The sequence below is a fragment of the Mycolicibacterium cosmeticum genome, from assembly GCF_000613185.1.
GTDB lineage: Bacteria > Actinomycetota > Actinomycetes > Mycobacteriales > Mycobacteriaceae > Mycobacterium > Mycobacterium cosmeticum.
Genome location: NZ_CCBB010000001.1, coordinates 637702 through 663928 on the forward strand (window position 1 = coordinate 637702; position 26227 = coordinate 663928).

The 26227-nt window shown below is 66.3% G+C and carries 26 protein-coding genes; 19 read left to right on the forward strand and 7 right to left on the reverse strand.

What is annotated here, in order from left to right:
• The 5 genes from nuoL to BN977_RS32780 all read left to right on the forward strand — a co-directional run bounded on the left by nuoL (window position 1) and on the right by BN977_RS32780 (window position 5394).
• Entirely contained in the window at window positions 1-1884 is a 1884-nt protein-coding gene (nuoL, locus tag BN977_RS03090; RefSeq protein WP_036396295.1) for an NADH-quinone oxidoreductase subunit L, read from the forward strand.
• A complete protein-coding gene (locus BN977_RS03095; protein ID WP_051560995.1) occupies window positions 1878-3404 on the forward strand; it encodes an NADH-quinone oxidoreductase subunit M in 1527 nt (508 codons plus the stop codon). The genes nuoL and BN977_RS03095 overlap by 7 nt, the downstream gene beginning before the upstream one ends.
• Window positions 3404-4921 (forward strand): NADH-quinone oxidoreductase subunit NuoN, encoded by a 1518-nt coding sequence (gene nuoN, locus BN977_RS03100; protein ID WP_036398330.1) that lies wholly within the window; start codon window positions 3404-3406, stop codon window positions 4919-4921. Before BN977_RS03095 ends, nuoN begins: the two co-directional genes overlap by 1 nt.
• A 129-nt stretch (window positions 4922-5050) precedes the next feature.
• Window positions 5051-5239: a hypothetical protein gene (locus BN977_RS03105; protein WP_024452676.1), complete on the forward strand. Its 189-nt coding sequence runs from the start codon at window positions 5051-5053 to the stop codon at window positions 5237-5239.
• Window positions 5236-5394 carry a hypothetical protein gene (locus tag BN977_RS32780; protein ID WP_165576282.1) on the forward strand — a complete coding sequence of 53 codons (159 nt, stop codon included), beginning with the start codon at window positions 5236-5238 and terminating at the stop codon, window positions 5392-5394. Before BN977_RS03105 ends, BN977_RS32780 begins: the two co-directional genes overlap by 4 nt.
• A gap of 84 nt (window positions 5395-5478) precedes the next feature.
• Here BN977_RS32780 and BN977_RS03110 read toward each other — a convergent pair whose 3' ends face one another.
• Window positions 5479-6477: a class I fructose-bisphosphate aldolase gene (locus BN977_RS03110; RefSeq protein WP_024452677.1), complete on the reverse strand. Its 999-nt coding sequence runs from the start codon at window positions 6475-6477 to the stop codon at window positions 5479-5481.
• Window positions 6478-6648: 171 nt separating this feature from the next.
• On the opposite strand from BN977_RS03110, the gene BN977_RS03115 reads away from it, so the two are divergent.
• From BN977_RS03115 to BN977_RS03125, 3 genes are all read left to right on the forward strand, one after another.
• Window positions 6649-8079 carry a form I ribulose bisphosphate carboxylase large subunit gene (locus tag BN977_RS03115; RefSeq protein WP_024452678.1) on the forward strand — a complete coding sequence of 477 codons (1431 nt, stop codon included), beginning with the start codon at window positions 6649-6651 and terminating at the stop codon, window positions 8077-8079.
• A gap of 18 nt (window positions 8080-8097) precedes the next feature.
• Entirely contained in the window at window positions 8098-8523 is a 426-nt protein-coding gene (locus BN977_RS03120) for a ribulose bisphosphate carboxylase small subunit (protein ID WP_024452679.1), read from the forward strand.
• Between the two features lie 107 nt (window positions 8524-8630).
• A complete protein-coding gene (locus BN977_RS03125; RefSeq protein ID WP_138251381.1) occupies window positions 8631-9110 on the forward strand; it encodes an alpha/beta fold hydrolase in 480 nt (159 codons plus the stop codon).
• 16 nt (window positions 9111-9126) lie between these two features.
• Here the strand turns inward: BN977_RS03125 and nicT are convergent, their stop codons facing one another.
• From nicT to BN977_RS03155, 6 genes are all read right to left on the reverse strand, one after another.
• Window positions 9127-10266, reverse strand: a complete 1140-nt coding sequence (gene nicT / locus BN977_RS03130; RefSeq protein ID WP_024452681.1) for a Nickel transporter NicT — start codon at window positions 10264-10266, stop codon at window positions 9127-9129.
• A gap of 207 nt (window positions 10267-10473) precedes the next feature.
• A complete protein-coding gene (locus BN977_RS03135; RefSeq protein WP_024452682.1) occupies window positions 10474-11358 on the reverse strand; it encodes a phosphoribulokinase in 885 nt (294 codons plus the stop codon).
• Between the two features lie 5 nt (window positions 11359-11363).
• Window positions 11364-12473, reverse strand: coding sequence for a class 1 fructose-bisphosphatase (locus BN977_RS03140; RefSeq protein WP_227456252.1), 1110 nt, complete (start codon window positions 12471-12473; stop codon window positions 11364-11366).
• A gap of 54 nt (window positions 12474-12527) precedes the next feature.
• Complete coding sequence (gene hypB / locus BN977_RS03145) at window positions 12528-13349, reverse strand: hydrogenase nickel incorporation protein HypB (protein ID WP_024452684.1); 822 nt, start codon at window positions 13347-13349, stop codon at window positions 12528-12530.
• A 4-nt stretch (window positions 13350-13353) separates the two neighbouring features.
• Window positions 13354-13692: a hydrogenase maturation nickel metallochaperone HypA/HybF gene (locus BN977_RS03150; protein ID WP_024452685.1), complete on the reverse strand. Its 339-nt coding sequence runs from the start codon at window positions 13690-13692 to the stop codon at window positions 13354-13356.
• 42 nt (window positions 13693-13734) lie between these two features.
• Window positions 13735-14790 (reverse strand): AraC family transcriptional regulator, encoded by a 1056-nt coding sequence (locus BN977_RS03155; protein WP_024452686.1) that lies wholly within the window; start codon window positions 14788-14790, stop codon window positions 13735-13737.
• A 204-nt stretch (window positions 14791-14994) separates the two neighbouring features.
• On the opposite strand from BN977_RS03155, the gene BN977_RS03160 reads away from it, so the two are divergent.
• From BN977_RS03160 to BN977_RS03210, 11 genes are all read left to right on the forward strand, one after another.
• Window positions 14995-15600: a DUF1641 domain-containing protein gene (locus tag BN977_RS03160; RefSeq protein ID WP_227456253.1), complete on the forward strand. Its 606-nt coding sequence runs from the start codon at window positions 14995-14997 to the stop codon at window positions 15598-15600.
• Between the two features lie 125 nt (window positions 15601-15725).
• Window positions 15726-16697, forward strand: coding sequence for an NADH-quinone oxidoreductase subunit B family protein (locus BN977_RS03165; RefSeq protein WP_024452688.1), 972 nt, complete (start codon window positions 15726-15728; stop codon window positions 16695-16697).
• A 37-nt stretch (window positions 16698-16734) separates the two neighbouring features.
• On the forward strand, window positions 16735-18342 hold the full coding sequence (locus BN977_RS03170; protein WP_024452689.1) for a nickel-dependent hydrogenase large subunit: 1608 nt from the start codon (window positions 16735-16737) through the stop codon (window positions 18340-18342).
• Complete coding sequence (locus BN977_RS03175; protein ID WP_024452690.1) at window positions 18339-19193, forward strand: hydrogenase maturation protease; 855 nt, start codon at window positions 18339-18341, stop codon at window positions 19191-19193. The genes BN977_RS03170 and BN977_RS03175 overlap by 4 nt, the downstream gene beginning before the upstream one ends.
• Before the next feature lie 2 nt (window positions 19194-19195).
• Window positions 19196-19465: a hypothetical protein gene (locus BN977_RS03180; protein ID WP_227456254.1), complete on the forward strand. Its 270-nt coding sequence runs from the start codon at window positions 19196-19198 to the stop codon at window positions 19463-19465.
• Window positions 19458-20789 (forward strand): hypothetical protein, encoded by a 1332-nt coding sequence (locus tag BN977_RS03185; protein WP_234709492.1) that lies wholly within the window; start codon window positions 19458-19460, stop codon window positions 20787-20789. The genes BN977_RS03180 and BN977_RS03185 overlap by 8 nt, the downstream gene beginning before the upstream one ends.
• Window positions 20789-21703, forward strand: coding sequence for a NifU family protein (locus tag BN977_RS03190; RefSeq protein WP_051560998.1), 915 nt, complete (start codon window positions 20789-20791; stop codon window positions 21701-21703). The genes BN977_RS03185 and BN977_RS03190 overlap by 1 nt, the downstream gene beginning before the upstream one ends.
• A complete protein-coding gene (locus BN977_RS03195) occupies window positions 21700-22896 on the forward strand; it encodes an NHL repeat-containing protein (RefSeq protein ID WP_024452694.1) in 1197 nt (398 codons plus the stop codon). The genes BN977_RS03190 and BN977_RS03195 overlap by 4 nt, the downstream gene beginning before the upstream one ends.
• Complete coding sequence (hypF, locus tag BN977_RS03200; protein ID WP_036396298.1) at window positions 22893-25274, forward strand: carbamoyltransferase HypF; 2382 nt, start codon at window positions 22893-22895, stop codon at window positions 25272-25274. The genes BN977_RS03195 and hypF overlap by 4 nt, the downstream gene beginning before the upstream one ends.
• Window positions 25265-25513: a HypC/HybG/HupF family hydrogenase formation chaperone gene (locus tag BN977_RS03205; protein ID WP_036396300.1), complete on the forward strand. Its 249-nt coding sequence runs from the start codon at window positions 25265-25267 to the stop codon at window positions 25511-25513. Before hypF ends, BN977_RS03205 begins: the two co-directional genes overlap by 10 nt.
• Complete coding sequence (locus tag BN977_RS03210; protein ID WP_036396302.1) at window positions 25510-26226, forward strand: hydrogenase assembly protein HupF; 717 nt, start codon at window positions 25510-25512, stop codon at window positions 26224-26226. The genes BN977_RS03205 and BN977_RS03210 overlap by 4 nt, the downstream gene beginning before the upstream one ends.
• The last annotated feature ends 1 nt before the right edge of the window (window position 26227 follow it).

Below are 26227 nucleotides of genomic sequence, written 5' to 3' on the forward strand. Positions count from 1 at the left end.
ATGACGGCCGATCCCATCTGGTTGATGATCGCCCTGCCCGCCGCCGGTGCGGCAGTCCTGCTGTTGACGGGCAGGCACGCGGACCGCTGGGGCCACCTCATGGGCTGCGCCACCGCGATCACCGCATTCGGTGCGGCAGGCTGGCAGTTCCTCGCCATGACGGGACGGCCCGCCGACCACCGCGCTGTGCACCACGTGCTCTACACGTGGCTACCGGTCGACGGTTTGCACGTCGATGCGGGGTTGCGGCTGGATCAGTTGTCGATGTGCTTCGCGCTGCTGATCACCGGGGTCGGCGCGCTGATCCACGTCTATTCGGTGGGTTATATGGCCGGCGATCCGGGGCGGCGACGCTTCTTCGGCTACCTCAATCTGTTCGTCGCGGCGATGCTGCTGCTGGTGCTCGCCGACAACTACCTGGTCTTGTATGCCGGCTGGGAAGGGGTCGGGCTGGCGTCGTACCTGCTGATCGGTTTCTGGGATGACCGTCCCGCCGCCGCCACCGCCGCCAGGAAGGCCTTCGTGGTGAATCGGGTGGGTGACGTCGGGCTGGCGCTGGCGATGCTGGTCATGTTCGGCGAACTCGGCACGGTCGCCTTCGACGGCGTGTTCGCCGGCGCCGACGGGCTCGGCGGCAACACCGTGACCGTCGTCGCCGTGCTGCTGCTGTTCGCGGCCTGCGGTAAGTCGGCCCAGGTACCGTTGCAGTCCTGGCTGGGTGACGCCATGGAAGGACCCACCCCCGTCTCGGCGCTCATCCACGCCGCCACCATGGTCACCGCGGGGGTGTACCTGATCATCCGGTCCGGGCCCGTGTTCGAACTGGCGCCCGTCGCCCAGACAGCCGTCACCTGTGTCGGCGCCATCACCCTGTTGCTGGGGGCGGTCATCGGATGCGCGAAGGACGACATCAAGAAGGCGCTGGCCGCATCCACCATGAGCCAGATCGGGTACATGGTCCTTGCCGCGGGTCTCGGGCCGGCCGGCTACCCGGTGGCGATCCTGCACCTGATCACCCACGGCTTCTTCAAGGCCGGGCTGTTCCTGGGCGCCGGGTCGGTGATGCACGCCATGGACGACGAGGTTGACATGCGCCGGTTCGGCGGCCTGCGCCGGGCTCTGCCCATCACCTTCGTCACCTTCGGGCTGGGTTACCTTGCCATCATCGGCATTCCGCCGCTGGCCGGGTTCTTCTCCAAGGACGCGATCATCGAGGCGGCCTTCGCTGCCGGTGGCGCGCGGGGCATGATCCTCGGCGGCGCCACCCTACTCGGCGCCGGCCTGACCGCGTTCTACATGACGCGGGTGATGCTGATGACCTTCTTCGGCGAAAGACGTTGGACGCCGGGTACTTCCCCGCACGAGGCGCCCGCGATGATGTGGTGGCCGATGGTGCTGCTGGCCGTCGGCTCGGTCGCCTCGGGCGCGCTGTTGGTGGTGGGCGGCGCCCTGCAGCGGTGGCTGGCACCGGTCTTGGGGCCCCAGGCCCACGAACCCGGAACCCACGACGGGGCACTGACCGCGGTGACCCTGGCGGTCGTAGCCGCTGGGATCCTGGTCGCATATCGCCGCTACGGGAACCGCCCGATAGCCGATACCGCGCGCACCGGCGGTGTTCTGGCCACGGCCGCGCGCCGTGACCTCTATGCCGACGCGCTCAACGAAGCCGTGTTCATGCGGCCCGGGCAGCGCCTGGTGGCCATGCTCGCCGACGGCGTCGAGACGGGGACCGCGGCGGCGACCGTTCGAATCGGCGGGCTGATCCACGTGTGTGCCGAGCGTCTGCGGTTGTCGCAGAACGGCTTCGCGCGGTCCTATGCGCTGGTTTTGTTCAGCGGTGCGGCACTGGCATTGGCCACCATCCTGGGAGTACGGCTGTGGTGACTGGCATTCCGTGGTTGACCGTACTGTGGCTGGTACCCGTGGCCGGCGCCGTCGCCGTGCTGGCGGTGCCCTCGGATCGCCAGACGCCGGCCCGCTGGGTGGGCTTGGGTGCGTCCCTGCTCACCCTGATCGTCAGCATGGTGCTCGTCGCCGCCTTCGATGCCGGCGGCGGACATTACCAGTTCGTCGAGGGCGAGCCCTGGATGGCGACCTTCGGCGCCGGGTACACCGTCGGCCTGGACGGTATCGGCTTGTGCATGGTGGTGCTCACGACAGGTCTCATCCCGATCCTGCTGATCGCGGGGTGGCACGACGGTGATGGCCAGGGGCGGTCGGTGCACGGTCATGTCGCACTCGTTCTCCTGGTGGAGGCGATGGTGGTGCTCACCTTCATCGCGCTGGACGTCCTGCTCTTCTACGTGTTCTTCGAAGCGATGTTGATCCCCATGTACTTCCTCGTCGGCCGGTTCGGGGGAACCGGCGGGCCCGCCGCGGCGATCAGATTCCTGGTCTACAACCTCGCCGGCGGCTTGGCCATGCTGGTCGCCGTGATCTGGCTGTACGCGGCCGGTACCAAAAACGGCCACGGCACTTTCGATCTGCGCGAGCTGGTGGCCGCCGGCGCGGGTGACCATGGCGTCGAGCGAATACTGTTCTGTGGATTCATGCTCGCCTTCGCGATCAAGGCACCGATGTGGCCGCTGCACACGTGGTTGCCCGACGTGGCGACATCCGCCAAACCCGCCACCGCGGTGCTCATGATGGCCATCGTGGACAAGGTCGGAACGTTCGGGATGTTGCGGTACTGCCTGCAGCTCTTCCCCGACGCCGCAGCATATTTCCGGCCGGTCCTCGTCGCACTCTCGGTCGTCGCGATCGTGTACGGCGCAGTGGTGGCCATCGGCCAGACCGACATCATGCGGATGATCGCCTATGCGTCCCTGTCGCATTTCGGCTTCATCACCCTGGGCATCTTCGTGATGACCAGCCAGGGCCAGACCGGCGCCACGCTGTACATGGTCAACCATGGCATCAGCACCGCCGCGCTGGTACTCACGGCGGGGTTCCTGGTGTCGCGCACCGGGACGAAACTCATCGCCGCCCACGGTGGAGTGCGGCGCGTCGCCCCGGTGCTGGCAGTGTGCTTCCTGCTCGCCGGTCTGGCCAGCTTGGCGTTGCCCGGGCTGGCACCCTTCGTCAGCGAATTCCTGGTCCTCATCGGGTCGTACGACCGATACCCGGTGTCGGCGATCTTCGCCGCGTCCGCTCTGGTGTTGTCCGCGATCTACATCCTGTGGGCCTATCAACGGATGATGACCGGACCGGTGAGTGCCGATGCCGCACGAGCCCGCGATCTGCGTCCTCGCGAGATCGCGGTGATTGCGCCGCTGTTGGCGTCGCTTCTGGTGCTCGGCTGCTACCCGAAACCCGTTCTGAGGGTGATCGATCCGGTGGTGGTGCACACGCTGGACCCGACCGGGATCCGCGGTTCTGCGGCGGCTGAAGGAGCGCATCGGTGATCGTGGTGTCCCCCAGCGTCGAATACGGCGCGTTGTCGCCGATGCTCATCGTCCTCGGGGCCGCGGTGGCGGGCGTCTTCGTCGAAGCGCTGCTGCCGCGCCACCTCCGCTACGTCGCCCAGCGCACGCTCGCCACCGCCGGCCTCGCCGCCGCTCTGATCGCGGTGCTCGCCCTCTCCGGACATCGCGCCGGTGCCGCCATGGGGTCGGTCGCCGTCGACGGTCCCACCCTGTTCCTGCAAGCCGCCGTCCTGATCACCGGCCTCCTGGCGCTGGCCCCCATCGCCCGGCATCGATTGGATGCCTTCGCCCCTGCGGCCGCTCTCACGCCCGCTTCGGCCGCGGAACGTTCCGCCACCTCGCTCGGCATACAGCAGACGGAGGTCTTTCCGCTGGTGATGTTCACCGTCAGTGGGATGCTCCTGCTTCCGGCGGCCGCGGACCTGCTGACCATGTTCGTATCGTTGGAGGTGCTGTCCCTACCGCTGTACGTGCTGTGTGGGCTGACTCGCCGGCGCCGGGTGCTGGCTCAGGAGTCGTCGCTGAAATACTTTCTGTTGGGCGCCTTCTCGTCGGCATTCTTCCTGTACGGCACCGCCCTGCTGTACGGCTGTTCCGGCACCTTCGACCTCACCGGTATCGCCGCGGCCATCAGCGCCGGCCACGCCGATCCCGCGCTTGCCTCGGCGGGCACCGCCCTTGTCGCCGTGGGGGTGTTGTTCAAGGTCGGCGCCGTGCCATTCCACGCATGGGTACCCGATGTCTACCAGGGTGCCCCGACTCCGATCACCGGGCTGATGGCCGCCGGTACGAAACTCGCGGGCTTCGGGGCGCTGCTGCGGCTGTTCTATGTCGCCCTGCCGGGGTTGATGGACCAGTGGCGCCCGCTGCTGGGTGCGGTGGCGGTGCTGACCATGGTGTTCGGCAGCGTGGTGATGGTGTCCCAGACGGATGTCAAACGCATGCTGGCCTATTCGTCGATCTCCACCGTCGGGTTCGTGCTGCTCGGTGTGACCGCGCCGAACACCGGAGTGGCACCCACCATGTTCTACGTTCTCGTCTACGGCGTCAGTACGGTGGGTGCGTTCACCGTGATAGGACTCATTCGCGGTGGTGATGGGCTGGAAGACAACGATATCGAGCACTGGGCCGGCTTCGGCCGGCGTTCACCGCTTCCGGCCGCCGCGCTGGCACTGTTTCTCCTGGCAGCGGCGGGAGTACCACTGACGAGTGGATTCGTCGCCAAGTTCGGTGTCTTCTCCGCTTCGCTTGCGGCGGGCAACGGGGTCCTGGTACTGGTGGCCGTCGCCTGCAGCGCCATCGCCGCGTACGCCTATGCCCGGGTGATATTGACGATCTTCTTCGCTCCGGCCGGAGGGCAGACGCCGGAGCTTGCCCGAGCCACCCCGGCCACCGTCGTGGGCGTGTGGGTGGCCGCGGCGGCGACGGTGCTGATAGGTGTCGCACCACAGCCGCTGCTGTCACTGGCGAGCAACGCCGCAGATTTCCTGCATTGACGGATTGAGTCCGGGCTAGGGGCGCCGGGCGGATACCCCGCCGAATCCCCTGTGCGGGGGCGGCGCGGCCCCGCCGGACGGACCACCATGGTTGGTAGCCCGTTCTGCACCGACGATTCGGAGAAGGCCATGACTCTCGCACCTGTCAGCTGCGCTTCGTTGCTCATCGCCGGCGACCGGGTACGGGTGGCGCACGGTGTCTTCGGACGCCTGGGCCGGGTCTCGTCCACCTCGCCGGGTCACGTCTTCATCCGATACGACGACGGGGCGCGCGAGATGATCGATCCCACCCGACGGCCATTGTGGGTGCTGCGATGACGTCCGAGATCACCCACGGCACGACATCTTCCACACTGCGCAGGACGCAGAACACCACGCAGTGGGCGCTGCTGTGGATTCTGATGCGGGGGCTCGACATCGCACTCGTCACGGGATTCGTCGGGTTGGTGGTGTGGGGTCTGCGCCAGCTGTGAGCGGGCTGCGCCCGCCCCCGATATCGACGGCACGACGAAGCGCGGGCGGTGATCGAGATGATCACCGCCCGCGCTGACACAGCGTCAATTCACCTGCACCGCAACCCGCATCCGCACCGCTGCACCGTTTGCCCGGACGTGCCGCAACAGCGCCTCCTGGCCCGCACCGATCAGGTCCGGATCCCCGTGCCATGCCGACAACGCCGGCGACACCAACGCCCGGCCGAACGAGAACGTCAACGGCCACGGTGTCTGGTGCGCCTGCATCGCTTCCAGATTTGCCGTCGCCCGCTCGGGTTCCTGACCGCCGGACAGGAATGCCACGCCGGCCAAGTGGTCGGGCCACGTCCGCAGCACCGCCACGGTCAGTTCGGCGACCTCCTCCGGTGTGGACGGCCGGATATAGCGGTCACCCTCGACGACCATGTTCGGTTTGAGCACGATGCCCGCCAGATCGACATTCAACAGGGCCAACTCGGCACGCACCGCGGCGTGGATCTCGTTCGTCACGTCTCGACAGACACCGCGATTGTGGGCGCCGTCCATCAACACCTCCGGCTCGACGATTGGCACGATGCCGGCCTGTTGACAGGCTGCGGCGTAACGGGCCAGCGCGTTCGCGTTGGCCCGGATCGCGCCCCGGCTCGGGGTGTGTTCCCCGATGACGAACACGGCGCGCCATTTCGCGAATGCAGCACCCATGGCCGCGTATTCGGCCAGCCGCTGGGGCAGTCCGTCCAGCCCTTCGGTGATGGTCTCACCGTCCAGACCAGGGCAGGGTTTGGCGCCGGTGTCCACCTTGATACCCGGCAGGATTCCGAGCGCCGATACGGCCAGGGGGAAAGGTGTTCCGTCACCGAATGTTTGGCGCAGCGTCTCGTCGCAGAAGATGATGCCGGACACGCTGTCCGACAGTCCGGGAGCGGAAGCCAATAACTCGCGGTAGATTCGCCGATTCTCGGCGGTCGGCTCGACGCCGTTCTCCTGTAGCCGTTTCGACATGGTGGCCACACTCTCGTCCGCGGCCAGAATCCCTTTTCCTGGCGCCATCATCGTCGCCGCGATCTCTGGGCAGCTGGTCATTTGGCGTGTCCTTCTGTGAGTTGGTCGAAGCACGCACGGTAACGTGCGGCCTTCACCGGTGGCCTCACCAAGAAGGTGGATACCGGGGGTGAGTTCGTCAACCGATCACTTGAGCATGGAACGGCAATTCTCCATGGACGTGTTCACCGATGTGCTGGCAGCATTCCCCGTATGACAGATAGATGGAATGCAGGGGTCATCCCCTACGCCGAAATGGGTTATTGGCAACCGGATTACGTTCCCAAGGACACGGACGTACTGTGCGCCTTCCGGATCACACCGCAGCAGGGTGTGCCGCCGGAGGAAGCCGGGGCGGCCGTCGCGGGCGAATCGAGCACCGCGACATGGACGGTGGTGTGGACCGACAGACTCACCACCTTCGAGCACTACCAGGCCAAGTGCTATCGGGTCGATGCCGTCCCGAACCAGCCGGACCAGTGGATCGCCTGGATCGCTTACGATCTGGACCTCTTCGAAGAGGGATCGATCGCCAATCTCACCAGCTCGATCATCGGCAACGTGTTCGGGTTCAAGCCCCTGAAGGCGCTCCGGCTGGAGGACATGCGCATTCCGACCCACTACGTCAAGACATTCCAGGGTCCCGCGCATGGCATCGTGATGGAGCGCGAGCACCTCAACAAGTTCGGCCGTCCCCTGTTGGGCGCCACCACCAAACCGAAGCTCGGGTTGTCGGCCCGCAACTACGGTCGGGTGGTGTACGAGGCGCTGCGCGGCGGGCTGGATTTCACCAAGGACGACGAGAACATCAATTCGCAGCCGTTCATGCGGTGGCGGGACCGCTTCCTGTTCTGTATGGAGGCCGTCAACCGCGCCCAGGCTGCCACCGGTGAGATCAAGGGCCACTACCTCAACATCACCGCCGGCACCATGGAGGAGATGTACGAACGCGCCGACTTCGCCAAGGAGCTCGGCTCCGTGGTGGTGATGATCGATCTCACCATCGGTTACACCGCGATTCAGTCGATGGCCAAATGGGCCCGCGCCAACGGTGTTCTGCTCCATCTGCACCGGGCCGGACACGGCACCTACACCCGGCAGAAGGCCCACGGCGTGAGTTTCCGGGTGATCTCGAAGTGGATGCGGCTGGCCGGTGTCGACCACATCCATGCCGGCACCGTCGTCGGCAAGCTGGAGGGCGATCCCAACACGACTGCGGGGTTCTATGACACCCTGCGGATGGACTCCATCAAGGCCGATCCGGTCAAGGGCCTGTACTTCGACCAGGAATGGGCCTCGATGCCCGGTGTCATGCCGGTCGCCTCCGGCGGCATCCACGCCGGCCAGATGCACCAGTTGATCCATTACCTGGGCGAGGACGTGGTGCTTCAGTTCGGTGGCGGCACGATCGGCCATCCGATGGGTATCGCGGCCGGAGCCGAGGCCAACCGCGTCGCTCTCGAAGCAATGATCAAGGCGCGCAACGAAGGGCGCGATTACTACGCCGAAGGTCCAGAGATCCTCAAGAAGGCCGCATCCCGCAACCGGGCACTCGACATGGCACTCGCCACCTGGGGTGACATCACCTTCAATTACGAATCCACCGATACCCCGGATGTCGTCGCCACGGCGACGACGTCCTGAACCAGAGCGGAGCGCACCATGCGGATCACCCAGGGCACCTTCTCGTACCTGCCCGACTTCACCGACGAAGAGATCACCGCCCAGATCGACTATGCGCTGGAGAACAACTGGCCGCTGTCGGTCGAATTCACCGACGACCCGCATCCGCGGAACGTCTACTGGGAGATGTGGGGCCTACCGATGTTCGACCTCAAGGACGCCGCCGGCGTGCTGCTCGAGGTCAACAGTTGCCGCAGTGCACACCCGAACCACTACGTCCGGCTGAATGCCTACGATGCCCGCCTCGGCCGGCAGACGACGGCGTTCTCGTTCATCGTGCAGCGGCCCGCCGAGGAGCCCGGTTTCCGGTTGGACCGGGCCGAAGGATCCGACCGCAGAATCGGGTACAGCACCGTCGCGTACGCCGCCCAAAAACCGCACGGTCGACGATACGTCTCGCCGTGACCGACGCAGTGGTCGAACCGGGGTCCGTCGATCGGTTGTACACGATCGACGGACTCCCGGTTCAGGTGAGCCTTCTCGGACCAAGGGATGGCAGGTCGGTCGTCCTGTTGAGCCAGTTGCCCTGGGATATCGGCTCATACCAGGATATTCAGGAGCGGCTGCGGGTGGCGCGCATCCAGTCCGTCCAGATTTCGGCGAACCGGCCACTCTCGGCCAAGGCGGTCATCGGGCTGTTCGACGCGTTCGACGTGCGCTCTGCGGTGGTCGTGGGTGATCGCGCCGGCGCCGACATGGCCTGGCAGACCGCGGCCCACCACCCGCAGCGCGTGACCGGCCTCGTCGTCATCGACCGTGGGCACCCCCGCGCCGCCGACATCACCGGAACCGTGCGCGACAGAAGCTGCCCACTGGTGCTGGCGAACACCACCACCCTCGTGAGTACCGCGAGCCACCATTCCGTCGCCCGGGCCAGCCGCCGGCACGTGCGTGGCGACTTCCGCATCACCGAACTGGCGGGTTGCCGGGGCTCGCGGCACTTCACCTCCCAACTGAGCACCGAGATCGTGTTGCGCAGCCTCACCAGCTGATCTGACGGGCCGGTGGTCAACTCTCCAGACTCTGCGGCCAGCGTTGTTCGATCCTGCCCAATCGCCACACCATCAGGGCGAGCAGCCAGGTCACGATGAAGACACCGACGATGACATAACCGATGTGGTCCAGGTTGATGCCCGCGATCGCCGCGAGCGGCCCGGAATCGATGCGCAGCCGATCGGCGAGCACACCGACCAATTCGATCGTTCCGATGATCAACGCGACGGCAACCGACATCGAGGTGACGGTGAAGTTGTAGAAGATCTTGCGCACCGGCTTGGCGAACGCCCAGCCGTAGGCATAGTTCATGAACACGCCATCAGTGGTGTCCATCAGACACATGCCGGCAGCGAACAGGATCGGCAGCACCAGGACGGCCGAGACCGGCAGACTGAACGCGGCCGCACCGCCGGCGAGCACGAGAAGCCCGACCTCGGTGGCAGTGTCGAAGCCGAGGCCGAACAGCGCCCCGATCGGATAGATATGCCAGGGTTTGGTCACCGACTTGGTCAGGCCGCCGAGAAAACGATTCATGAAGCCCCGCGAGTCGAGGCGGCGTTCGAGTGCGGCCTCGTCGTAACGGCCCTGCCGGAGTTCCCGGAAGACCTTGACGATGCCCAGCAGCGAGAACAAGTTCACGATCCCGATCACCCAGAGGAAGATGCCGGACACCGAAGGACCGATCAGCGCCGTGAGGGTGTGCAGGGTCGAGTCGTCGTCTCGGATGGGGCCGACCACTGCCCGCACACCCAGCGCGAGGAAGAGCGACAGGGTGAAGACGATGCTCGAGTGCCCGAGCGAGAACCAGAATCCGACCGACAGCGGCCTGCGATCGGCGCCCCGTTCGATATTGTCGGCCATCAGTTTTCGGGTGGTGTTGTCGACGGCCGCGATGTGGTCGGCATCGAAGGCGTGCCGCAACCCGAGCGTGTAGGCAAGGATGCCGACGCCGGCGGTGAACACCGGGTGGTCACCGCCGAGTCGGTAGTTGTTCGGCACGACCAGTACCAGCAACACCGCGAATCCGACCAGATGCAGCAGCGCGATGAACGTGTACATGCCGGCCAGGGCTGCCTTGTCACCCGGTGACGTGTTGCCGCGGAACCGAGCGGTCCTGCCGGCGGCCACCGGGTGGTCTGCGGAGTTCACCATTGCGGCCCGTCCGATCACTTTGGCATGGTCAACCCGCGTAACGGGTTGGGGCATCGGGTTGGATCCGTGGCGACCACTTTCTTGCCACGCCTGGTGAGCGTAACGCTCCCCTGATCATGTGTACAGATGGACAGATGCACTTTTTAGCTTGAGCGCCTGGGCATTTCACCCACTGGTCACCGTCGGACGCCGGGACGGTGCCCCGGGCTAGCGCGCGACCAGTTCCGCTTTGCGGCGCTCGACGATCCGCAGGATCATCGGCGTGAAGATCAGCTGCATGGCCAGGTCCATCTTGCCGCCGGGGCAGACGATGGTGTTGGGCCGCGACATGAACGAATCATGCAACATGTCGAGCAGGTACGGGAAGTCGATACCGTGCGGGTCGCGGAACCTGATGATCAACATCGATTCATCGGCGGTGGGAATGCTCCTGGCGATGAACGGGTTCGAGGTGTCCACCACCGGTACCCGTTGGAAGTTGACGTCGGTATGGGAGAACTGTGGGCAGATGTAGTTCACATAATCGGGCATCCGACGCAGAATGGTGTCGGTGACGGCCTCGGAGGTGTATCCCCGTACCACCCTGTCGCGGTGCAGCTTCTGGATCCACTCCAGATTGATCACCGGCACCACGCCGATGCGCAGGTCGGCATATCGTGCGACGTTGACGGTGTCGGTGACGACCGCACCGTGCAGGCCCTCGTAGAACAGCACGTCGGTACCCTCCGGGATTTCCTCCCATGCGGTGAACGTGCCCGGCTCCTGACCGTAGGGCGCCGCCTCCCCGTCATCGTGAAGGTATCTGCGGAACTTCCCCGTCCCGGTTTCGCCATAGGTGCGGAACAACTCCTCGAGTTCCTCGAAGAGGTTGGACTGGGGACCGAAATGACTGAACGTGTGATCGCCACGCGCGTGCGCATCGGCGATCTCGGCCTTCATCTGCACACGGTCGAAGCGGTGGAAGCTGTCCCCCTCCACGTAGGCGACATCGACCTGTTCACGCCGGAATATCTGCTGGAAGGTTCGCATCACCGAGGTGGTGCCGGCCCCCGAGGAGCCGGTGACGGAGACGATGGGGTGGATTCGCGACATGGTGGTCAGCCGATCGCTTCCCGGAACAGGCCCCGCGTGCCGTAGAGCGGAAGCGTGGTCGGCGGGTCATAGGGCTGACAGTGATACTCGGCGATGCGCTCGACCTCGTCGCGGGCGCCGAAGATCAGCGAGATCCGTTGGTGGATATCGCTGGGCACCACATCCAGAATCCGCTCCCGACCAGTCGTCGCAACGCCACCGGCCTGTTCGATGAGAAACGCCATCGGGTTGGCCTCGTAGAGCAGCCGGAGTCGACCCGCCTTGGCCGGCTGTTTGGAGTCGCGCGGATAGAGGAAGACGCCGCCCCGACTCAGGATTCGGTGTGTCTCGGCGACCAGGGACGCCACCCAGCGCATGTTGAAGTCCCGGCCTCGTGGTCCGGACCGGCCGGCCAGGCACTCGGACACGTACCGTTGCACGGCGGGTTCCCAGAAACGCTGGTTCGATGCGTTGATCGCGAATTCCTTGGCCGTCGAGGGAATCTTGATCGATTCCCTGGTGAGGAAGAACTCCCCCACGCTCGGGTCGAGCGTGAATGCGTGCACCCCGGTGCCGACGGTGAGCACGATCATGGTCGAGGGTCCGTAGATGGCGTAGCCGGCACACACCTGCCGACTGCCCTGCTGCAGGAAGTCCTCCGCGGTCGGGTCGACGCCGGGGTTGGGTGCCCGCAGGATCGAGAAGATGCTGCCCACCGACACGTTGACGTCGATATTCGACGACCCGTCCAGCGGATCGAACACCAACAGGTATTTCCCGCGCGGATGGCACTCCGGTAGCCGGTAGGGCTGCTCGAGTTCCTCGGACACCATGCCGGCAACGTAGCCACTCCACTCGGTGGCCCGCAGGAAGTAATCGTTGGCCAGGACATCCAGCTTCTGCTGCGTCTCGCCCTGGACGTTCACGTTGTCCACCGAACCGAGCACTCCACCCAGCGCACCGACGGCAACGCGATTGGCGATGGCCTTGCACGCCAGGGCAACGTCGAGCACCAGCCGGTTGAGTTCGCCGGACGCACCGGGGTGCCGTCGGCGCTCTTCGATCAGAAACTGCACCAGCGTGGTGCGTTCGGTCAGCATGTCGTTGAGGATGTCCCCCCGAGCCCGTTCGGCCATCCCCAATCTGGGTGGTGCGCGGGGTGGCCGAGCCGTCGCGCCGCTGTCCCGGCCTCAGTATCCCGGCGGTGTTGCGCTGCACGCCCGCTGGTGCAGGGCGAGCAGCCAATCACACCAGGCCTCGATACCGGCGCCGGTCCGCGCGCTGGTCTCCAGGACCGCGACACCGGGGTTCACCGCATTGAGATTGGCGTAGAAAGCGGCGAGGTCGTAGTCGAGATGTGGTAGCAGGTCGGTCTTGTTCACGATGACCAGTTCCACCGACCGGAACATCACCGGATACTTCAGCGGCTTCTCCTCGCCTTCGGTGACGGAGTAGACCATCACCCCGGCATGGCAGCCCACGTCGAATTCGGCAGGGCAAACCAGGTTTCCGACATTCTCGATGACGACAAGGTCGAGCTCGGCAAGCGGCAGCCTGGGCATGGCCGACCGCACCATGGGTGCGTCGAGATGACATTCACCGCCGAATCCGTCGGCGGTGTTGATCAGCGCGATCGAAGCACCGAAACCGGTGAGGCGATCGGCATCGATACTCGTCTCGATGTCGCCCTCGATCACGCCGATACGCAACCGGCCCCGCAACCGGCGCAACGTCTCGGCCAGCAGGGTGGTCTTGCCCGCCCCCGGCGAGGACATCACGTTCACCGCGGTGAGCCCTGCCGCCGTGAAATCGCGCCGGTTGTCGGCCGCGGCGCGGTCATTCTCGGCAAAGACGTTCTCCAGCACCATGACCCGCTCCGCACCGGTCGCGTACCCCGAATGGTCACCGTGCGGGCTCAGCGCCGAACCGCGGTCATCGTGATGGTGATGGTGGTGATCGCCGTGCGCGTGCTCGTGCTCGGTACCGTCGTCGTGTCGATGGAATCGCCCCATGACCTCACACCTCCGCCAGATCGAGTGAAGTGATCAAGAATTCGTCGCCCTGCACCAGATCGAGCGTGGCATCCGGACAGGTCTCACAACGCAGCACGGGCTCGTTGAGGGTTTGTTCCCGGCCGCAGCCCGCACACCGGATCTTCGCCGGCACCCGCTCCACCAGCAGTTCGACGCCGGCCAGCTCGGACGCCTCGGTCACCAGAGACCAACAGTAGACCAGGGTTTCGGGAACGATCTGGCGCATCGCGCCGATCCGGACACGCACGGTGCGGACGCTGCGCCCCTCGGCGTACCTGCGCACGATCCCGACCATCGAGTTGCAGATCGAGAGTTCATGCATCGGGCCTCCTCGGGCTCAGCAGACCATACACCGCGGCACGCCTCAGGCGCGCAACGTTTCCGATGGGGACACCCCCCACCGTTTGCGGTACTCGACGGCGAAACTGCCCAGGTGGTTGAATCCCCACCGCGTTGCCACACCGGTCACCGTGACCCCGTCACCGGGCAGGGCGTCGGCGAGTTCATGATGAACGCGCTCGAGACGGCGCTCCCGCACATACGTCATCGGCGAGACACCGAGCTCCTCACGGAAACCCTGCTGTATCGACCGGACGCTCATGTGCACGCTGCGTGCGATCGATTCCATCGTGATCGATTCGGCCAGGTGCGCGTCGATATAGCTCATCGCGTCGGCGACCACCGGCCGCACGGCATGCTTTGCCGGGCGGACGAATTCGTCATGGTAGGTGGACGGCTGGATATGGAGCAGGCTGTTCATCAGGAGCTCCTCGATACCGCTGATGCCATGGCCGTGCTGCACAAGCGAGCCCTCGTGGTACACCTCGGTGTGCAACAACTGCACGGCGGCGTGCCACCGCACCGCCACTTCGCTGGTCAGATCGAACGCCGGCTCGAACGACAATTGGTGGGACAGTCGTCGGCCGCGCAACCGGGTGAGGTATTCCCGCATGGCGGGCTCTTCGATCCTGAACAGCAATTGCGGGGAGTCGTCGTCGAGTTCCATCGTCAGCGGTGCGCCGGGATTGGTCACCAGCGCACGAATCGTGTTCGCCTCGAACCGATGACCGTTGTGCGTGCAGACGGCGCGACCGTTCATCGGCATGTGCACGCCGTAGTACGCCCCCAGCACCGGGATCTCCACGGTGGCGCGAACGTGCAGGTCCACATACAGCATGCTGATGTTGCGCAGCCGCACCCCGTGCATGCTCGCGGCAAACCCCGACACTCCGGGTTCCACGGTGATCCGGCCCGGCGCCAGTGCCTGCCCGAGAAGTGCCGCCGCCTGCCGGACGTTCTCGGTGTAGAAGATCTCAGAGTTTGCCAGAGCGGGCGGCACACCGCGCGAGCGAACCTTCCGCCGAACCGGATCGCCGGTCCGGCGCGAATCGATGTAGCCCAGCCTGGCAAGCCTCGACATCAGCGCAACCTAACAAAACCACGGTAGACAAAAACACAGATCTGTGAAGAGTCTGCGGTGATCATTCAAGCTTCCGCGAGCTATTGAGCGCATCACCGCACACATGTCTGCGCAATTCTGATAGTTGCTGCGTGAAAGCGATAGGCCGCAACCCCACGGAGGTCTACCGTGTGATCACTGACACACCGGCATCAGGAGGAACGAGTGGCCGTGCATGCAGCCCCGGCGATCGGTATCGATGACGTGGAGTTCCTCGGCGAATCGGCCGGAGACAAATTGGTCCAGCGCCTCGACGACCCCCAGGTCGCGACGTCGCTGTCGCTGATCCTCGATCATGCGGATTTGCTGGCAATGGCCGTGGTGGCCATCGACGGGCTCCTCCGGCGGGCCGATGTGATCGGCGATTCGGTGGCCTCCAGCTTCGCCGAGGTCCGTCAGGTGGCGGCGGCCAACACCCAGAACCGGCCACTCCCGAAGATCGACGTCGCCGCTCTCAGCGACACCGTCACCCGGTTGACCTCGGCCGCGGTGGACGCGACGCCGGCACTGGATCGACTGCTGCACTCCGCACTGATCGATCCGCAGACGGCAGACTTCCTGGCCCTCGCCGGTGACGCGCTCCTGGAGGGCAAGCAGGCCGCGGAATCGGATCCGCGGGGCCCGAAAGGCGTGTTCGCGCTGATGCGGGTGGCCAAGGATCCCGACGTCTCCCGCGGACTGGGCTTCATGATCCAGGTGGCCCGAGCCTTCGGCAAACGGCTCGACCCCAAGGCCCAAGAACCCACCGTCGCGCGCCATTCCACGGCTTGATCTCACGGCCTGATCTCGAGGGCCTGATCTTGATGGCCTGATCTTGACGGCCTGATCCCGACATCCCGAACCGATACCCAGCCCTCAATCTCCGTCAACTACAGGCTTTTTCGAGAGGAGTCCCCATGGCGTCCGTGCTCTGGTTCCAGGGAGGCGCGTGCAGTGGCAACACCATGTCGTTCCTCAATGCCGAGGAACCGAATGTCGTCGATCTGATCGTCGACTTCGGCCTCGACCTCCTCTGGCATCCGTCGCTGGGTCTCGAGCTCGGCGCCAACGCACAGAAAGTGTTCTGGGACTGCGCCCGCGGTGAGCGACCCCTGGACATCTTCGTGTTCGAGGGCACCGTCATCGAGGCACCCAACGGCACCGGGCGCATGGACATGTTCGCCGACCGCCCGATGAAGGACTGGGTCACCGACCTGTGCAACGCCGCTCAGATCGTCGTGGCCATCGGTGATTGTGCTTGCTGGGGCGGCATTCCGGCGATGGAGCCCAACCCTTCGGCATCCACCGGCCTGCAGTTCCACAAGCGCCAGAAGGGCGGCTTCCTGGGGCCGGACTTCACCTCCAAGATGGGTTTGCCGGTCATCAACGTGCCCGGCTGCCCCGCGCACCCGGATTGGATCACCCAGATCATCGTCGCGCTGGCCACCGGGAGGGCCGGTGACATCAGCCTCGACGAGCTGCACCGCCCCGAGACGTTCTTCAAGACCTTCACCCAAACCGGTTGCACCCGCGTGCAATTCTTCGAGTACAAGCAATCCACGCTGTCCTTCGGCGAGGGAACGCGCACGGGCTGCCTGTTCTATGAGTTCGGCTGCCGCGGCCCCATGACGCACTCACCCTGCAACCGCATCCTGTGGAACCGGCAGTCGTCGAAAACCCGCGCCGGCATGCCGTGCCTGGGTTGCACCGAACCAGAGTTCCCGCATTTCGACCTCGCACCGGGCACCGTTTTCAAGACCCAGAAGGTCAGCGGCATGATCCCCAAGGAAGTGCCCGAGGGCAGTGATCACCTGACCTACATGGCGCACGCCGCAGCGGCGCGCATCGCCGCACCGCAATGGTCGAAAGAAGACATGTTCGTCGTCTGACAGCCCCAACCCCGAACCGAAGTCTCGAAAGGACGCCATGACTGCGCTCGATTTGTTCGTCAGCCCCCTCGGGCGTGTCGAGGGTGACCTCGATGTGCGCGTGACCATAGAGGACGGGGTGGTGACATCGGCATGGACCGAAGCCGCGATGTTCCGTGGCTTCGAGATCATCCTGCGCGGCAAGGACCCGCAGGCCGGTCTCGTCGTTTGCCCGCGCATCTGCGGAATATGCGGAGGCAGCCACCTCTACAAGTCCGCGTACGCCCTGGACACCGCATGGCATACCCATATGCCGCCGAACGCGACGCTGGTGCGCAACATCTGCCAGGCGGCCGAGACGCTGCAGTCCATCCCGCGTTACTTCTACGCGCTGTTCGCCATCGACCTCACCAACAAGAATTACGCGAAGTCGAAGTTGTACGCCGAGTCGGTGCGCCGGTTCGCCCCGTACGTCGGGACCAGCTATCAGCCCGGCGTGGTGCTCTCCGCCAAACCCGTTGAGGTGTACGCCATTTTCGGTGGACAGTGGCCGCACTCCAGCTTCATGGTGCCGGGCGGTGTGATGTGCGCGCCGACCTTGTCCGACGTCACCAGGTCGATCGCCATCCTGGAGCACTGGAAGGACAACTGGCTGGAGAAGCAATGGCTGGGATGTTCGGTCGATCGTTGGCTGGAGAACAAGACCTGGGAAGACATCCTGGAGTGGGTCGACGAGAACGAGGAGCAGCACAACAGCGACTGCGGGTTCTTCATCCGGTTCTGTCTGGATGTCGGCCTGGACAAGTACGGCCGGGGTGTCGGCAACTACATCGCCACCGGCACCTACTTCGATCCCGCCCTGTATGAGAATCCCACCATCGAAGGGCGCAATGCCGCGTTGATCGGCAGGTCGGGGATCTTCGCCGGCGGTCAGTGGAGTGAATTCGACCAAGCCCGTGTGCGCGAGGACGTCACACACTCGTTCTACCAAGGCGATCGGCCACTGCACCCGTTCGACGGTGAGACCATCCCACTGGATCCGGAGGACGCCCGCAAGCAGGGCAAGTACAGCTGGGCGAAGTCCCCTCGTTATGACGTCGCGGGCCTGGGGACGATCCCGCTGGAGGCCGGCCCGCTGGCCCGGAGGCTCGCCGCGGGCGGGCCCAACGCCGCGGCCCATCAGGACAATGACCCCCTGTTCGTCGACCTGTACAACAAGATGGGCCCGAGTGTGTTCGTGCGGCAGTTGGCCCGCATGCACGAGGCGCCGAAGTACTACAAGTGGACCAGGGAATGGCTCAACCAGCTCGACCTCAAGGAGAGCTTCTACAGCAAACCCACCGAGCACGCGTCGGGCAAGGGTTTCGGTTCCACCGAGGCCGCCCGCGGCTCCCTGTCGGACTGGATCGTGATCGAGGACAACAAGATCAAGAACTATCAGGTGGTCACCCCGACGGCGTGGAACATCGGACCGCGCGACGGCGCGTCGGTGCTCGGACCGATCGAGCAGGCGCTCGTCGGATCGCCGATCGTCGACGTGGACGATCCGGTGGAACTGGGCCACGTCGCGCGCAGCTTCGACTCCTGCCTGGTGTGCACCGTGCACGCCTACGACGGAAAGACCGGTCGCGAACTGTCCAAGTTCGTGATCAACGGAATGGTGTGAGTCCGACGTCGGCCACCCCTGATCACGCCGCACAACCCGGCACGTCGGACCCCCACCTCGACCCGCCGGGTTGTGCGGTGCTCGTCGTGGGCTGCGGCAACCTGCTCCGCGGCGACGACGGCGTGGGTCCCATCCTCATCCGGCATCTGTGGGAACAGGGCATGCCCGACGGCGTGCGGCTGGTCGACGGCGGAACCGCGGGGATGGACGTCGCCTTCCAGATGCGTGGCGCACAACGGGTCGTCATCGTGGACGCCTCGGCCACCGGCTCTGCGCCGGGAACCGTCTTCCGGGTTCCCGGCGCAGAATTGGAGGAACTCCCACCTCTGCAAGGGCTGCACACCCACTCGTTCCGCTGGGATCACGCCATCGCCTTCGCCCGTTGGGCGCTGGGTGACGCGTGCCCGGCCGACATCACCGTGTTCCTCATCGAGGCCGCCAATGTCGCGATGGGCGTCGACCTCTCACCCCCGGTCGAAGAATCCATGCGGCAGGTGCTGGGGCTCATCGAGACCGACTTCATCGCACCGCTGCGACCCGCCGGATCCGACGGCGAGGTCACGGTGGAATTCACCGCCGACGGCTACCTGCGGATCTCCGCGGACCTGGCCGCCTCACGGTTTCCGGCCCACGTCGCGGCGGGTACCGTGCGCGACGGCCAGCTGTGGTTGCTACCGCTGCGTGGGCCGCGCAGCGGCGGCCTGCTGCTCAAGCAACGGACCGCGGCCGGCGACCGTGCCGTCCTCGTCCGCGAACTGCTGCACGACGAGATTCCGCAGGGAATCCGCACCGCGGTGTGGGATGCTTCCCATGGCGCACTGCGCATCTCACTGGAGCAGCGAAAGTGCTGAGCATGGTCGACGAACCCGACACCGGCGAGGAAATTCCGGAGGAGCGACGCACCAGGCCGCGCGAGACCAGTTCGGCCGAAGAGGCACTGGCGGTCGAGACCGTGGTGGTGCGGGACAAGGGCAGATGGGCGGTCGACATCATCGTGGTCTTCGCCGACGGCATCGTCAGGAAAAGAATCGACACCCACCCCACCAAGGTCCGCGCCGAGCTGTCCGCCCGGCTGATCAAACGGGCCGCCGAACGCGACATACGAGGACCACTCAATGGTTGATGCCACTGCTGCAGCACATCTCGACCCCGTCGAGGCCGCACATCTCGACCCCGTCGAGGCCGCACATCTCGACCCCGTCGAGGCGAGTCCGATCGCGATCCGTCCCCAACCGCTCGGCGCCTTCCCACTTCCGCTGGGTTACCTGTTGATACCTGCCGGACCCGACACCGAGGACGCCCGCACGGCGCTGCTCGCCGGCCGGCTACCCGCCGACTGGCCACCGGCGTTGCGTGCGCACCAACTCGTCGCGGCCGGACAACGGGACGCGGCCATCGAGGCGCTGACGGTGTCCCCGGCGGACTCACCCGACCCGGTGGCGTTGTACAACCGTTTCGTCCTGGCGCCCGACACCGTCGACGCCGACGAATTGCGGGGCCTTCTCGGCGAATTCGCCGCGCTGGTCGACGTCATCCAATTCGTCATCGGGCGTACCGACACGCCTCCGCCGACCGACGGGGCCGACGGCGAACTGGCGGTGGCCGTGCTGTCGACGCAGGCCGGTCACGCACTGGCCCGCAACGAACCCGAGCGGGCGATCACCCTGCTCAACCAGGCCATCAGTCTGGCCGGTTCGGTGTCGCCGGCGCTGACCGGACTGCTCCGCGGTGCCGTCGCAGCCGTCTACCGCGATCAGGGCGACGACAGCTGCGTCGCACATCTCACCGAGGCACTGGCCGATCTCGACGCTGCCGACGGGCTGCGCGTGGAACGCGCCGAACTGCACCTCTACCTGGCCGGCGCGCTACACGAACAGGCCGATGACCGGCCGGAACTGCTGACCGCCGCGGTGCCGCACTATCACTCGGCGCTCCAGCTCATCAAACGTGAAGACGCACCGACCATCTGGGCAGCCGCCCATTCGGGGCTTGCCACCGCCTACCTGACCATGCCGATGACCGAGGCGTCCGGCCAGCTGCGGTTGGGAGTCGCCGCCCAATCCCTGCGCGCCGCGTTGACCGTCTACACCCGAGACACCCATCTGCGGGAGTGGGCCAGCGTGCAGCTCAATCTCGCCAACTCGCTGGTGTACACGCCGTCCAAACACCAGCGGGACAACCTCGTCGAGGCGGTCGAAATCTACGAATCCGTTCTACAAACCCGGGATCGGGCCACCGACCCGCTCGGCAGGGCCCGGGTTCTGGCCAACCAGGGCAACGTGCTGGCCCACCTCGGCATGTTCGACGACGCCAAGGCCAAACTCTATGAAGCCAGGTTCCTGTTCGAAGAACTCGGCGACAACGACTCGGTGCGCACGGTACGCGGCATTCTCGACGAAATCGCCCGCCAAGGCGTCCTTTCCAGCACCGAGACCGGGAGCTCATGATGACCGTCAGCGACACCGCGGCTCACACCCGTCACCCCGAACCGCAGCTGGAATCCGGCTACGAGGCACTCGCCGCGCGGGTCGACGAGGCGGTCAAGGGACTGGCGCAACTGGATGCACCCGCCCGCGCCGTCGCCGAGGAACTCAAGGCGGCCATCGAAGAGATCCACCGTGCGGCGCTGGTGACGATCGTCCGGCGGCTGCGCGCCGACGAGGCCACCCGGGCCGCGCTGTACGAGCTCGTGGACGACCCCGTCGTCCACCTGTTGTTGTCCCTGCACCACATCGTCCGTCCGGACCCGATGACGCAGGCCGCCAAGGCGTTACAGGAAGTGCGGCCGCAGCTCCAGGGTCATGGCGGCGACGTCACGCTGGTGCGGATCGACGACGGCACCGCGTACGTACGGCTCTCCGGGGCGTGCAACGGATGCTCGATGTCCTCGGTCACCCTGCGCAATCTGGTGGAGAAGGCACTGCTGGAAGGCACGACGTCGATCACCGCGGTGGAGGTCCTGCCGAACGAACCCCAGACCACGGTCATCGCTGCCGAAGCACTGTTCGACTCCCCGCGGTTGCGCGAGGATGGTTGGGCCCGCGCCGGCTCCGCCGCCGCGATCACCGCTGACGGGTTGACGACCATGCGGCTCACCGCACCGGATTCCGGACGCGAGATCCCGGTGCTCATCGTGAGCCACGACGGTCGTCTGTCGGGCTATGTCAACGAATGCGCGCACGAGGCACTGCCTTTGGACAATGCGGTGCTCGACTCCGAGAACGGGACGTTGATGTGCCCGTGGCACGGCTTCTGTTATGACGCGCTCTCCGGCGAGTGCCTGACCGCGCCGGAAGCTCAGCTCGAGCAGCTGCCGTTACGGGTGAGCAACGGGACGGTGTGGATCCGGGTCGGGACATGACGACCAAACTGACGGTGCGGACCAGCCTGTCGCCACCCGCACCGCGCGCCGACGCCCCGCTCGACGGGAAACTGACCGGCGGGTGGTTCCCGGAGGTATGGCTGGGCGCACCCGCGACCGGTGGGCTGGCGCTGCCGGCCGCCAACCCCACCCGGGCCTGGATGTACTCCCCGCGGTGTGTGTTCTTCGACGACGACCACCTGGTCGCGGCCGATTCGGGTAATCACCGGGTGTTGATCTGGCACGGCAAACCGGACAGCGACGAACAACCGGCCGATGTGGTGCTCGGCCAGCCGGACGCGGAGACGGAGGGCCGTGCCGCCGGCGGCCGTGGACCGGAGAACGGCATGAACCTGCCCACCGGCGTACTGATCCATCGAGGCCGGTTGGTGGTCGCGGATGCCTGGCACCACCGCATCCTGGTATGGAACAGCGTTCCCGAAATCGATGGCACGCCACCTGATGTCATCCTAGGCCAGCCCGACGCCGCAGCGGTGGACCCGAATGCCGGCGGTGGCTGTACGGCGTCGTCGCTGTACTGGCCGTTCGGGGTCGCCGTCATCGGATCGGTGTTCTGGGTCGCCGACACCGGAAACCGGCGGGTGCTGGGCTGGTCGTCCGGGATACCGGAACCCGGCGTGCCCGCCGATACCATCCTGGGCCAGCCCGACGGCTGCCAACGGGAGGAGAACCGCGGGACCACCGTCGACCGTGACGGATTCCGCTGGCCGCACAGTATGACCGGCACGGACGACCTGTTGTTGGTCGCCGATGCCGGCGACCATCGGGTGCTGGGCTGGACGCCGCTGCCCGACGGTGACCTGCCGGCCGATCTGGTCTTGGGTCAGCCCGATTTCACCACGGCACAGGAATGGCCGTATGGACCGCAACGCGGTGACCGGCTGCGCTTCCCCTACGCGGCATGCCTGGACAGCAGCGCCATCCCGGGCGGCCGGTTGGCGGTCGCCGACACCGCGAACAACCGGATCCTCTTGTGGGACGGCATGCCCGGCGACGGCCGGCCGGCCGACCACGTCCTGGCTCAGCCCAGCTTCGCCGCCAATGGCGAGAACCGTTGGAGTGCCGTCACACATGACACCCTGTGCTGGCCGTACGGGGTATGGCTGAGCGGTGACCGGCTTGCCGTCGCCGACTCCGGCAACAATCGGGTCGTCATCTGGCGGCGACGATGACACGCGCTGCCATTCCCTCGGTCACCCGGGTTCGGGTGACCGTGACCGGTGTCGTGCAGGGCGTCGGGTTCCGGCCCTTCGTGCATCGCCTCGCCACCGAACTCGGGTTGGCGGGATTCGTCGGAAACGATTCCGCCGCAGTGTTCATCGAGGTGCAAGGCGCCGCCGAGGTGATCGCCGAGTTCGAACGCCGGCTGCGCAGCGAGGCGCCGCCGCTGGCCGTCATCGACGCCGCGTCCAGTACGGAAATACCCGTCGGATCCGACCGCGCCGGGGAGTTCCGGATCATCGCCAGCCGGCGGGCCGCGTCGGCCGCCACCGCGATTCCCCCCGATGTCGCGTTGTGCACGGCATGTGAGGCCGAACTGTTCGATCGGTCCGACCGGCGGTACCGCCACCCGTTCATCACGTGCACCGATTGCGGCCCCCGATTCACCATCATCCGGGGTCTCCCCTACGACCGGCCGGCCACCACCATGGCCGACTTCCCGATGTGCGCCCAGTGCGCGCGGGAATATCACGATCCCACCGCCCGGCGGTTCCACGCTCAGCCCATCGCCTGCCCGGACTGCGGCCCGTCGCTGTGGTTCACCGGTCCACACGGCCGGGTCGACGGCACCGATGCCGCCCTCGCCGCAGCGCAGCGTGCCCTGGCGGCCGGCGCCGTGGTGGCGATCAAGGGAATCGGCGGATATCACCTGGCCTGCGTGCCGGACAACGATGCCGCCGTGACGACATTGCGCGAGCGAAAAGCCCGCAGCGGAAAACCTTTCGCCCTTCTGGTGCGCGACCTCGACACCGCCCGGCGCTACGCACACATCACCGCCGCCGAGGCGGACGTGATGGCCACCCCGGCGCGCCCCATCGTCTTGCTGCGGCGCGCCGACGATGCGCCGGCCGCCACCGCGGTCGCGCCCGGCAGTCCGTTGCTGGGACTCCTGTTGCCCTATGCACCGATCCATCACCTGCTGCTGCGCGCGGTGCCCGGGGCGGGCACCGACCCAGTCGATGCCCTCGTGTTCACCAGCGCCAATCGATCCGGGGAACCGATCTGCCACACCGCCGAGGACGCGGTCACCCGGCTGAGCGCCCTCGCCGACGCCGTACTCGATCACGATCGGCCCATCCACGTGCCGTGCGACGACTCGGTGGTGCGGGTCGTCGACGGGCATGAACTGCCGATCCGGCGATCCCGCGGCTACGCGCCGTTGCCGGTCGATCTCGGTCGCGACGGACCGGCGGTGCTCGCCGTCGGTGGTGAACTGAAGAACACCTTCTGCCTCACCGACGGGCGCCGTGCGTTCTGCTCGGCGCATATCGGCGATATGGGTAGTGTGGCGACCCTCAAGGCATTCACCCGCTCGGTCCGTCAACTCGGCGAGATACGACAACAGCCCGGCCGGCTGGCCGCCGACCTGCATCCGCGCTACACCACCCGAAACTGGGCCGAGCACAACGCCGGTGACCGGCCACTCGACTTGGTCCAGCACCACCATGCGCACGTGGTGTCGTTGCTCGCCGAACACGGCGCGTTGGGTGAACCCATCATCGGTGTCGCGTTCGACGGGACCGGCTACGGGCTCGACGGCACCGTCTGGGGTGGCGAGATCTTGCGGCTGGGCCGCGATTCGCATCGGTTCGCCCGGGCCGGGCATCTGGCGGCGGTCCCCATGGCCGGTGGTGACGCGGCGGTGCGCAACCCGTGGCGGATGGCATTGGCGCACCTGTGGCATGCCCGTCTGGGCTGGGATCCGGATCTGGAGCCGGTTCGGGCCGCCTCGACCGCGGAACTACGTTTGCTACGTACCCAGTTCGCCACCGGGCGCGGCTGCGTGCCCACCACCAGTATGGGCCGGTTGTTCGACGCCGTCGCGGCACTGTTGGGGGTGCGCCAACAGATCGGCTACGAGGGCCAGGCCGCCATCGAGCTGGAGGTGCTGGCCGATGCCGGGCGAGGCGGGATCGCGTCACCCGGAGACGTACCGTTACGGTTCGCCGTCGGGTCCGATGGCGTCCTGGACCCGGCGCCGGTGATCACCGCGCTCGTCGCGGCGCTGCGGGCCGGCTCTGAGCCGCACGCGTTGGCGTCGGGCTTCCATCGCGCCGTCGCCATGGCCGTCGTCGACACCGTCGACGTGGTCGCCGGCCCGATCCGCACGGTCGGATTGACCGGCGGGGTGTTCCAGAACGTTCTGCTGCTGCGGACCTGTCGGCAGCTGCTGGAGCAAGCCGGTTACACGGTGCTGACCCACCGCATCGTGCCGCCCAACGACGGCGGCCTTGCGCTCGGTCAAGCGGCGGTCTCGATTCTCGCCGCGTCCGACGAAACATGCTGCGAGACAGCCGAAAATAGTGAGAGGATACCGCGATGTGTTTAGGGATCCCTGGCAAGATCACCGAAATCTGGGATGCCCCGGAAGGCGGCCGGTTCGCTCACGTCCAGTTCCATGACGCGGTCAAAACCGCATCGTTGGCGTACCTTCCCGATCTGCAGGTCGGCGACTACACCATCCTGCACGCCGGCTTCGCCCTGACCCGCATCGACGAGGAGTCGGCTCAGCTCACCCTGGCGACCATGCGCGAATACGGTGTGTTCGACGAGCGGGAGGTGTCATGACCGCCCCCGCCGCCCCGGCCCTGTCGGCCGAGGTGGCCGCCGATCTGTCCCGAGCCGCACTGACTCTGGCGCAGCGGTTCTCGGCAGGAGCCACCGCCTGGTGCATCGCCCCGGCATTTCCCCCGCACGCGCATCACATCGCCGTGGAGTTCGTGCATCCCGTCATCGTGGGCAAGCGGGCACTTCCCGCCGTCGCCCTGACCGGAACCGACCTGCTCGCTCAGGTACGGGTGTCGGTACGCCCCGGCGATGTGGTGATCGCCGTCGCCTCCGCATCCGATCCCGTGGTGGCGTCGGTGATGCGCCGCTGCGAAGCGTGGGGCGCCACCTCGATCTGGATCGGCAACGGTGACCGTCCGGCGCACGGCGCCGCCGATCACGTGTTGTGGCTCGGCGATCCTGATCCACGACTGCCCGTCACCGGTGAATTCGTCCTGATGTACCACCTCTTGTGGGAGCTCACGCATGTGTGCTTCGAGCACCCGGGGCTGCTGGCCGATCCCCGCCAGGAGTGCACCGAGGATGTCTGCATCACCTGCAGCGATGAAGGACGCCTCGCCGAGGTGATCACCGTCGCCGGTGACGGCACGGCCACCGTGCGCACCGCACGCGGCACCGAAACCGTGGCGGCGCTGCTGGCCGGACCGCTGTCGGCGGGCGATCTGGTGGTGTTGCACGCCGGAACGGCGATCAGCAAGGTAGCCGAGGAGTAGA

Bases quoted from the DNA above. Each gene is read 5' to 3' on its own strand.
- BN977_RS03110 (WP_024452677.1), bottom strand. From the start codon at position 6,477: ATGACCAGCTGCCCAGAGATCGCGGCGACGATGATGGCGCCAGGAAAA.
- BN977_RS03180 (WP_227456254.1), top strand. From the start codon at position 19,196: ATGGTCGACGAACCCGACACCGGCGAGGAAATTCCGGAGGAGCGACGC.
- BN977_RS03190 (WP_051560998.1), top strand. From the start codon at position 20,789: ATGACCGTCAGCGACACCGCGGCTCACACCCGTCACCCCGAACCGCAG.
- BN977_RS03165 (WP_024452688.1), top strand. From the start codon at position 15,726: ATGGCGTCCGTGCTCTGGTTCCAGGGAGGCGCGTGCAGTGGCAACACC.
- BN977_RS03120 (WP_024452679.1), top strand. From the start codon at position 8,098: ATGCGGATCACCCAGGGCACCTTCTCGTACCTGCCCGACTTCACCGAC.
- BN977_RS03210 (WP_036396302.1), top strand. From the start codon at position 25,510: ATGACCGCCCCCGCCGCCCCGGCCCTGTCGGCCGAGGTGGCCGCCGAT.
- BN977_RS03195 (WP_024452694.1), top strand. From the start codon at position 21,700: ATGACGACCAAACTGACGGTGCGGACCAGCCTGTCGCCACCCGCACCG.
- BN977_RS03115 (WP_024452678.1), top strand. From the start codon at position 6,649: ATGACAGATAGATGGAATGCAGGGGTCATCCCCTACGCCGAAATGGGT.
- BN977_RS03155 (WP_024452686.1), bottom strand. From the start codon at position 14,790: ATGTCGAGGCTTGCCAGGCTGGGCTACATCGATTCGCGCCGGACCGGC.
- hypB (WP_024452684.1), bottom strand. From the start codon at position 13,349: ATGGGGCGATTCCATCGACACGACGACGGTACCGAGCACGAGCACGCG.
- hypF (WP_036396298.1), top strand. From the start codon at position 22,893: ATGACACGCGCTGCCATTCCCTCGGTCACCCGGGTTCGGGTGACCGTG.
- BN977_RS03170 (WP_024452689.1), top strand. From the start codon at position 16,735: ATGACTGCGCTCGATTTGTTCGTCAGCCCCCTCGGGCGTGTCGAGGGT.
- nuoL (WP_036396295.1), top strand. From the start codon at position 1: ATGACGGCCGATCCCATCTGGTTGATGATCGCCCTGCCCGCCGCCGGT.
- nicT (WP_024452681.1), bottom strand. From the start codon at position 10,266: ATGGTGAACTCCGCAGACCACCCGGTGGCCGCCGGCAGGACCGCTCGG.
- BN977_RS03105 (WP_024452676.1), top strand. From the start codon at position 5,051: ATGACTCTCGCACCTGTCAGCTGCGCTTCGTTGCTCATCGCCGGCGAC.
- BN977_RS03150 (WP_024452685.1), bottom strand. From the start codon at position 13,692: ATGCATGAACTCTCGATCTGCAACTCGATGGTCGGGATCGTGCGCAGG.
- BN977_RS32780 (WP_165576282.1), top strand. From the start codon at position 5,236: ATGACGTCCGAGATCACCCACGGCACGACATCTTCCACACTGCGCAGG.
- BN977_RS03140 (WP_227456252.1), bottom strand. From the start codon at position 12,473: ATGGCCGAACGGGCTCGGGGGGACATCCTCAACGACATGCTGACCGAA.
- BN977_RS03185 (WP_234709492.1), top strand. From the start codon at position 19,458: ATGGTTGATGCCACTGCTGCAGCACATCTCGACCCCGTCGAGGCCGCA.
- BN977_RS03205 (WP_036396300.1), top strand. From the start codon at position 25,265: ATGTGTTTAGGGATCCCTGGCAAGATCACCGAAATCTGGGATGCCCCG.
- BN977_RS03135 (WP_024452682.1), bottom strand. From the start codon at position 11,358: ATGTCGCGAATCCACCCCATCGTCTCCGTCACCGGCTCCTCGGGGGCC.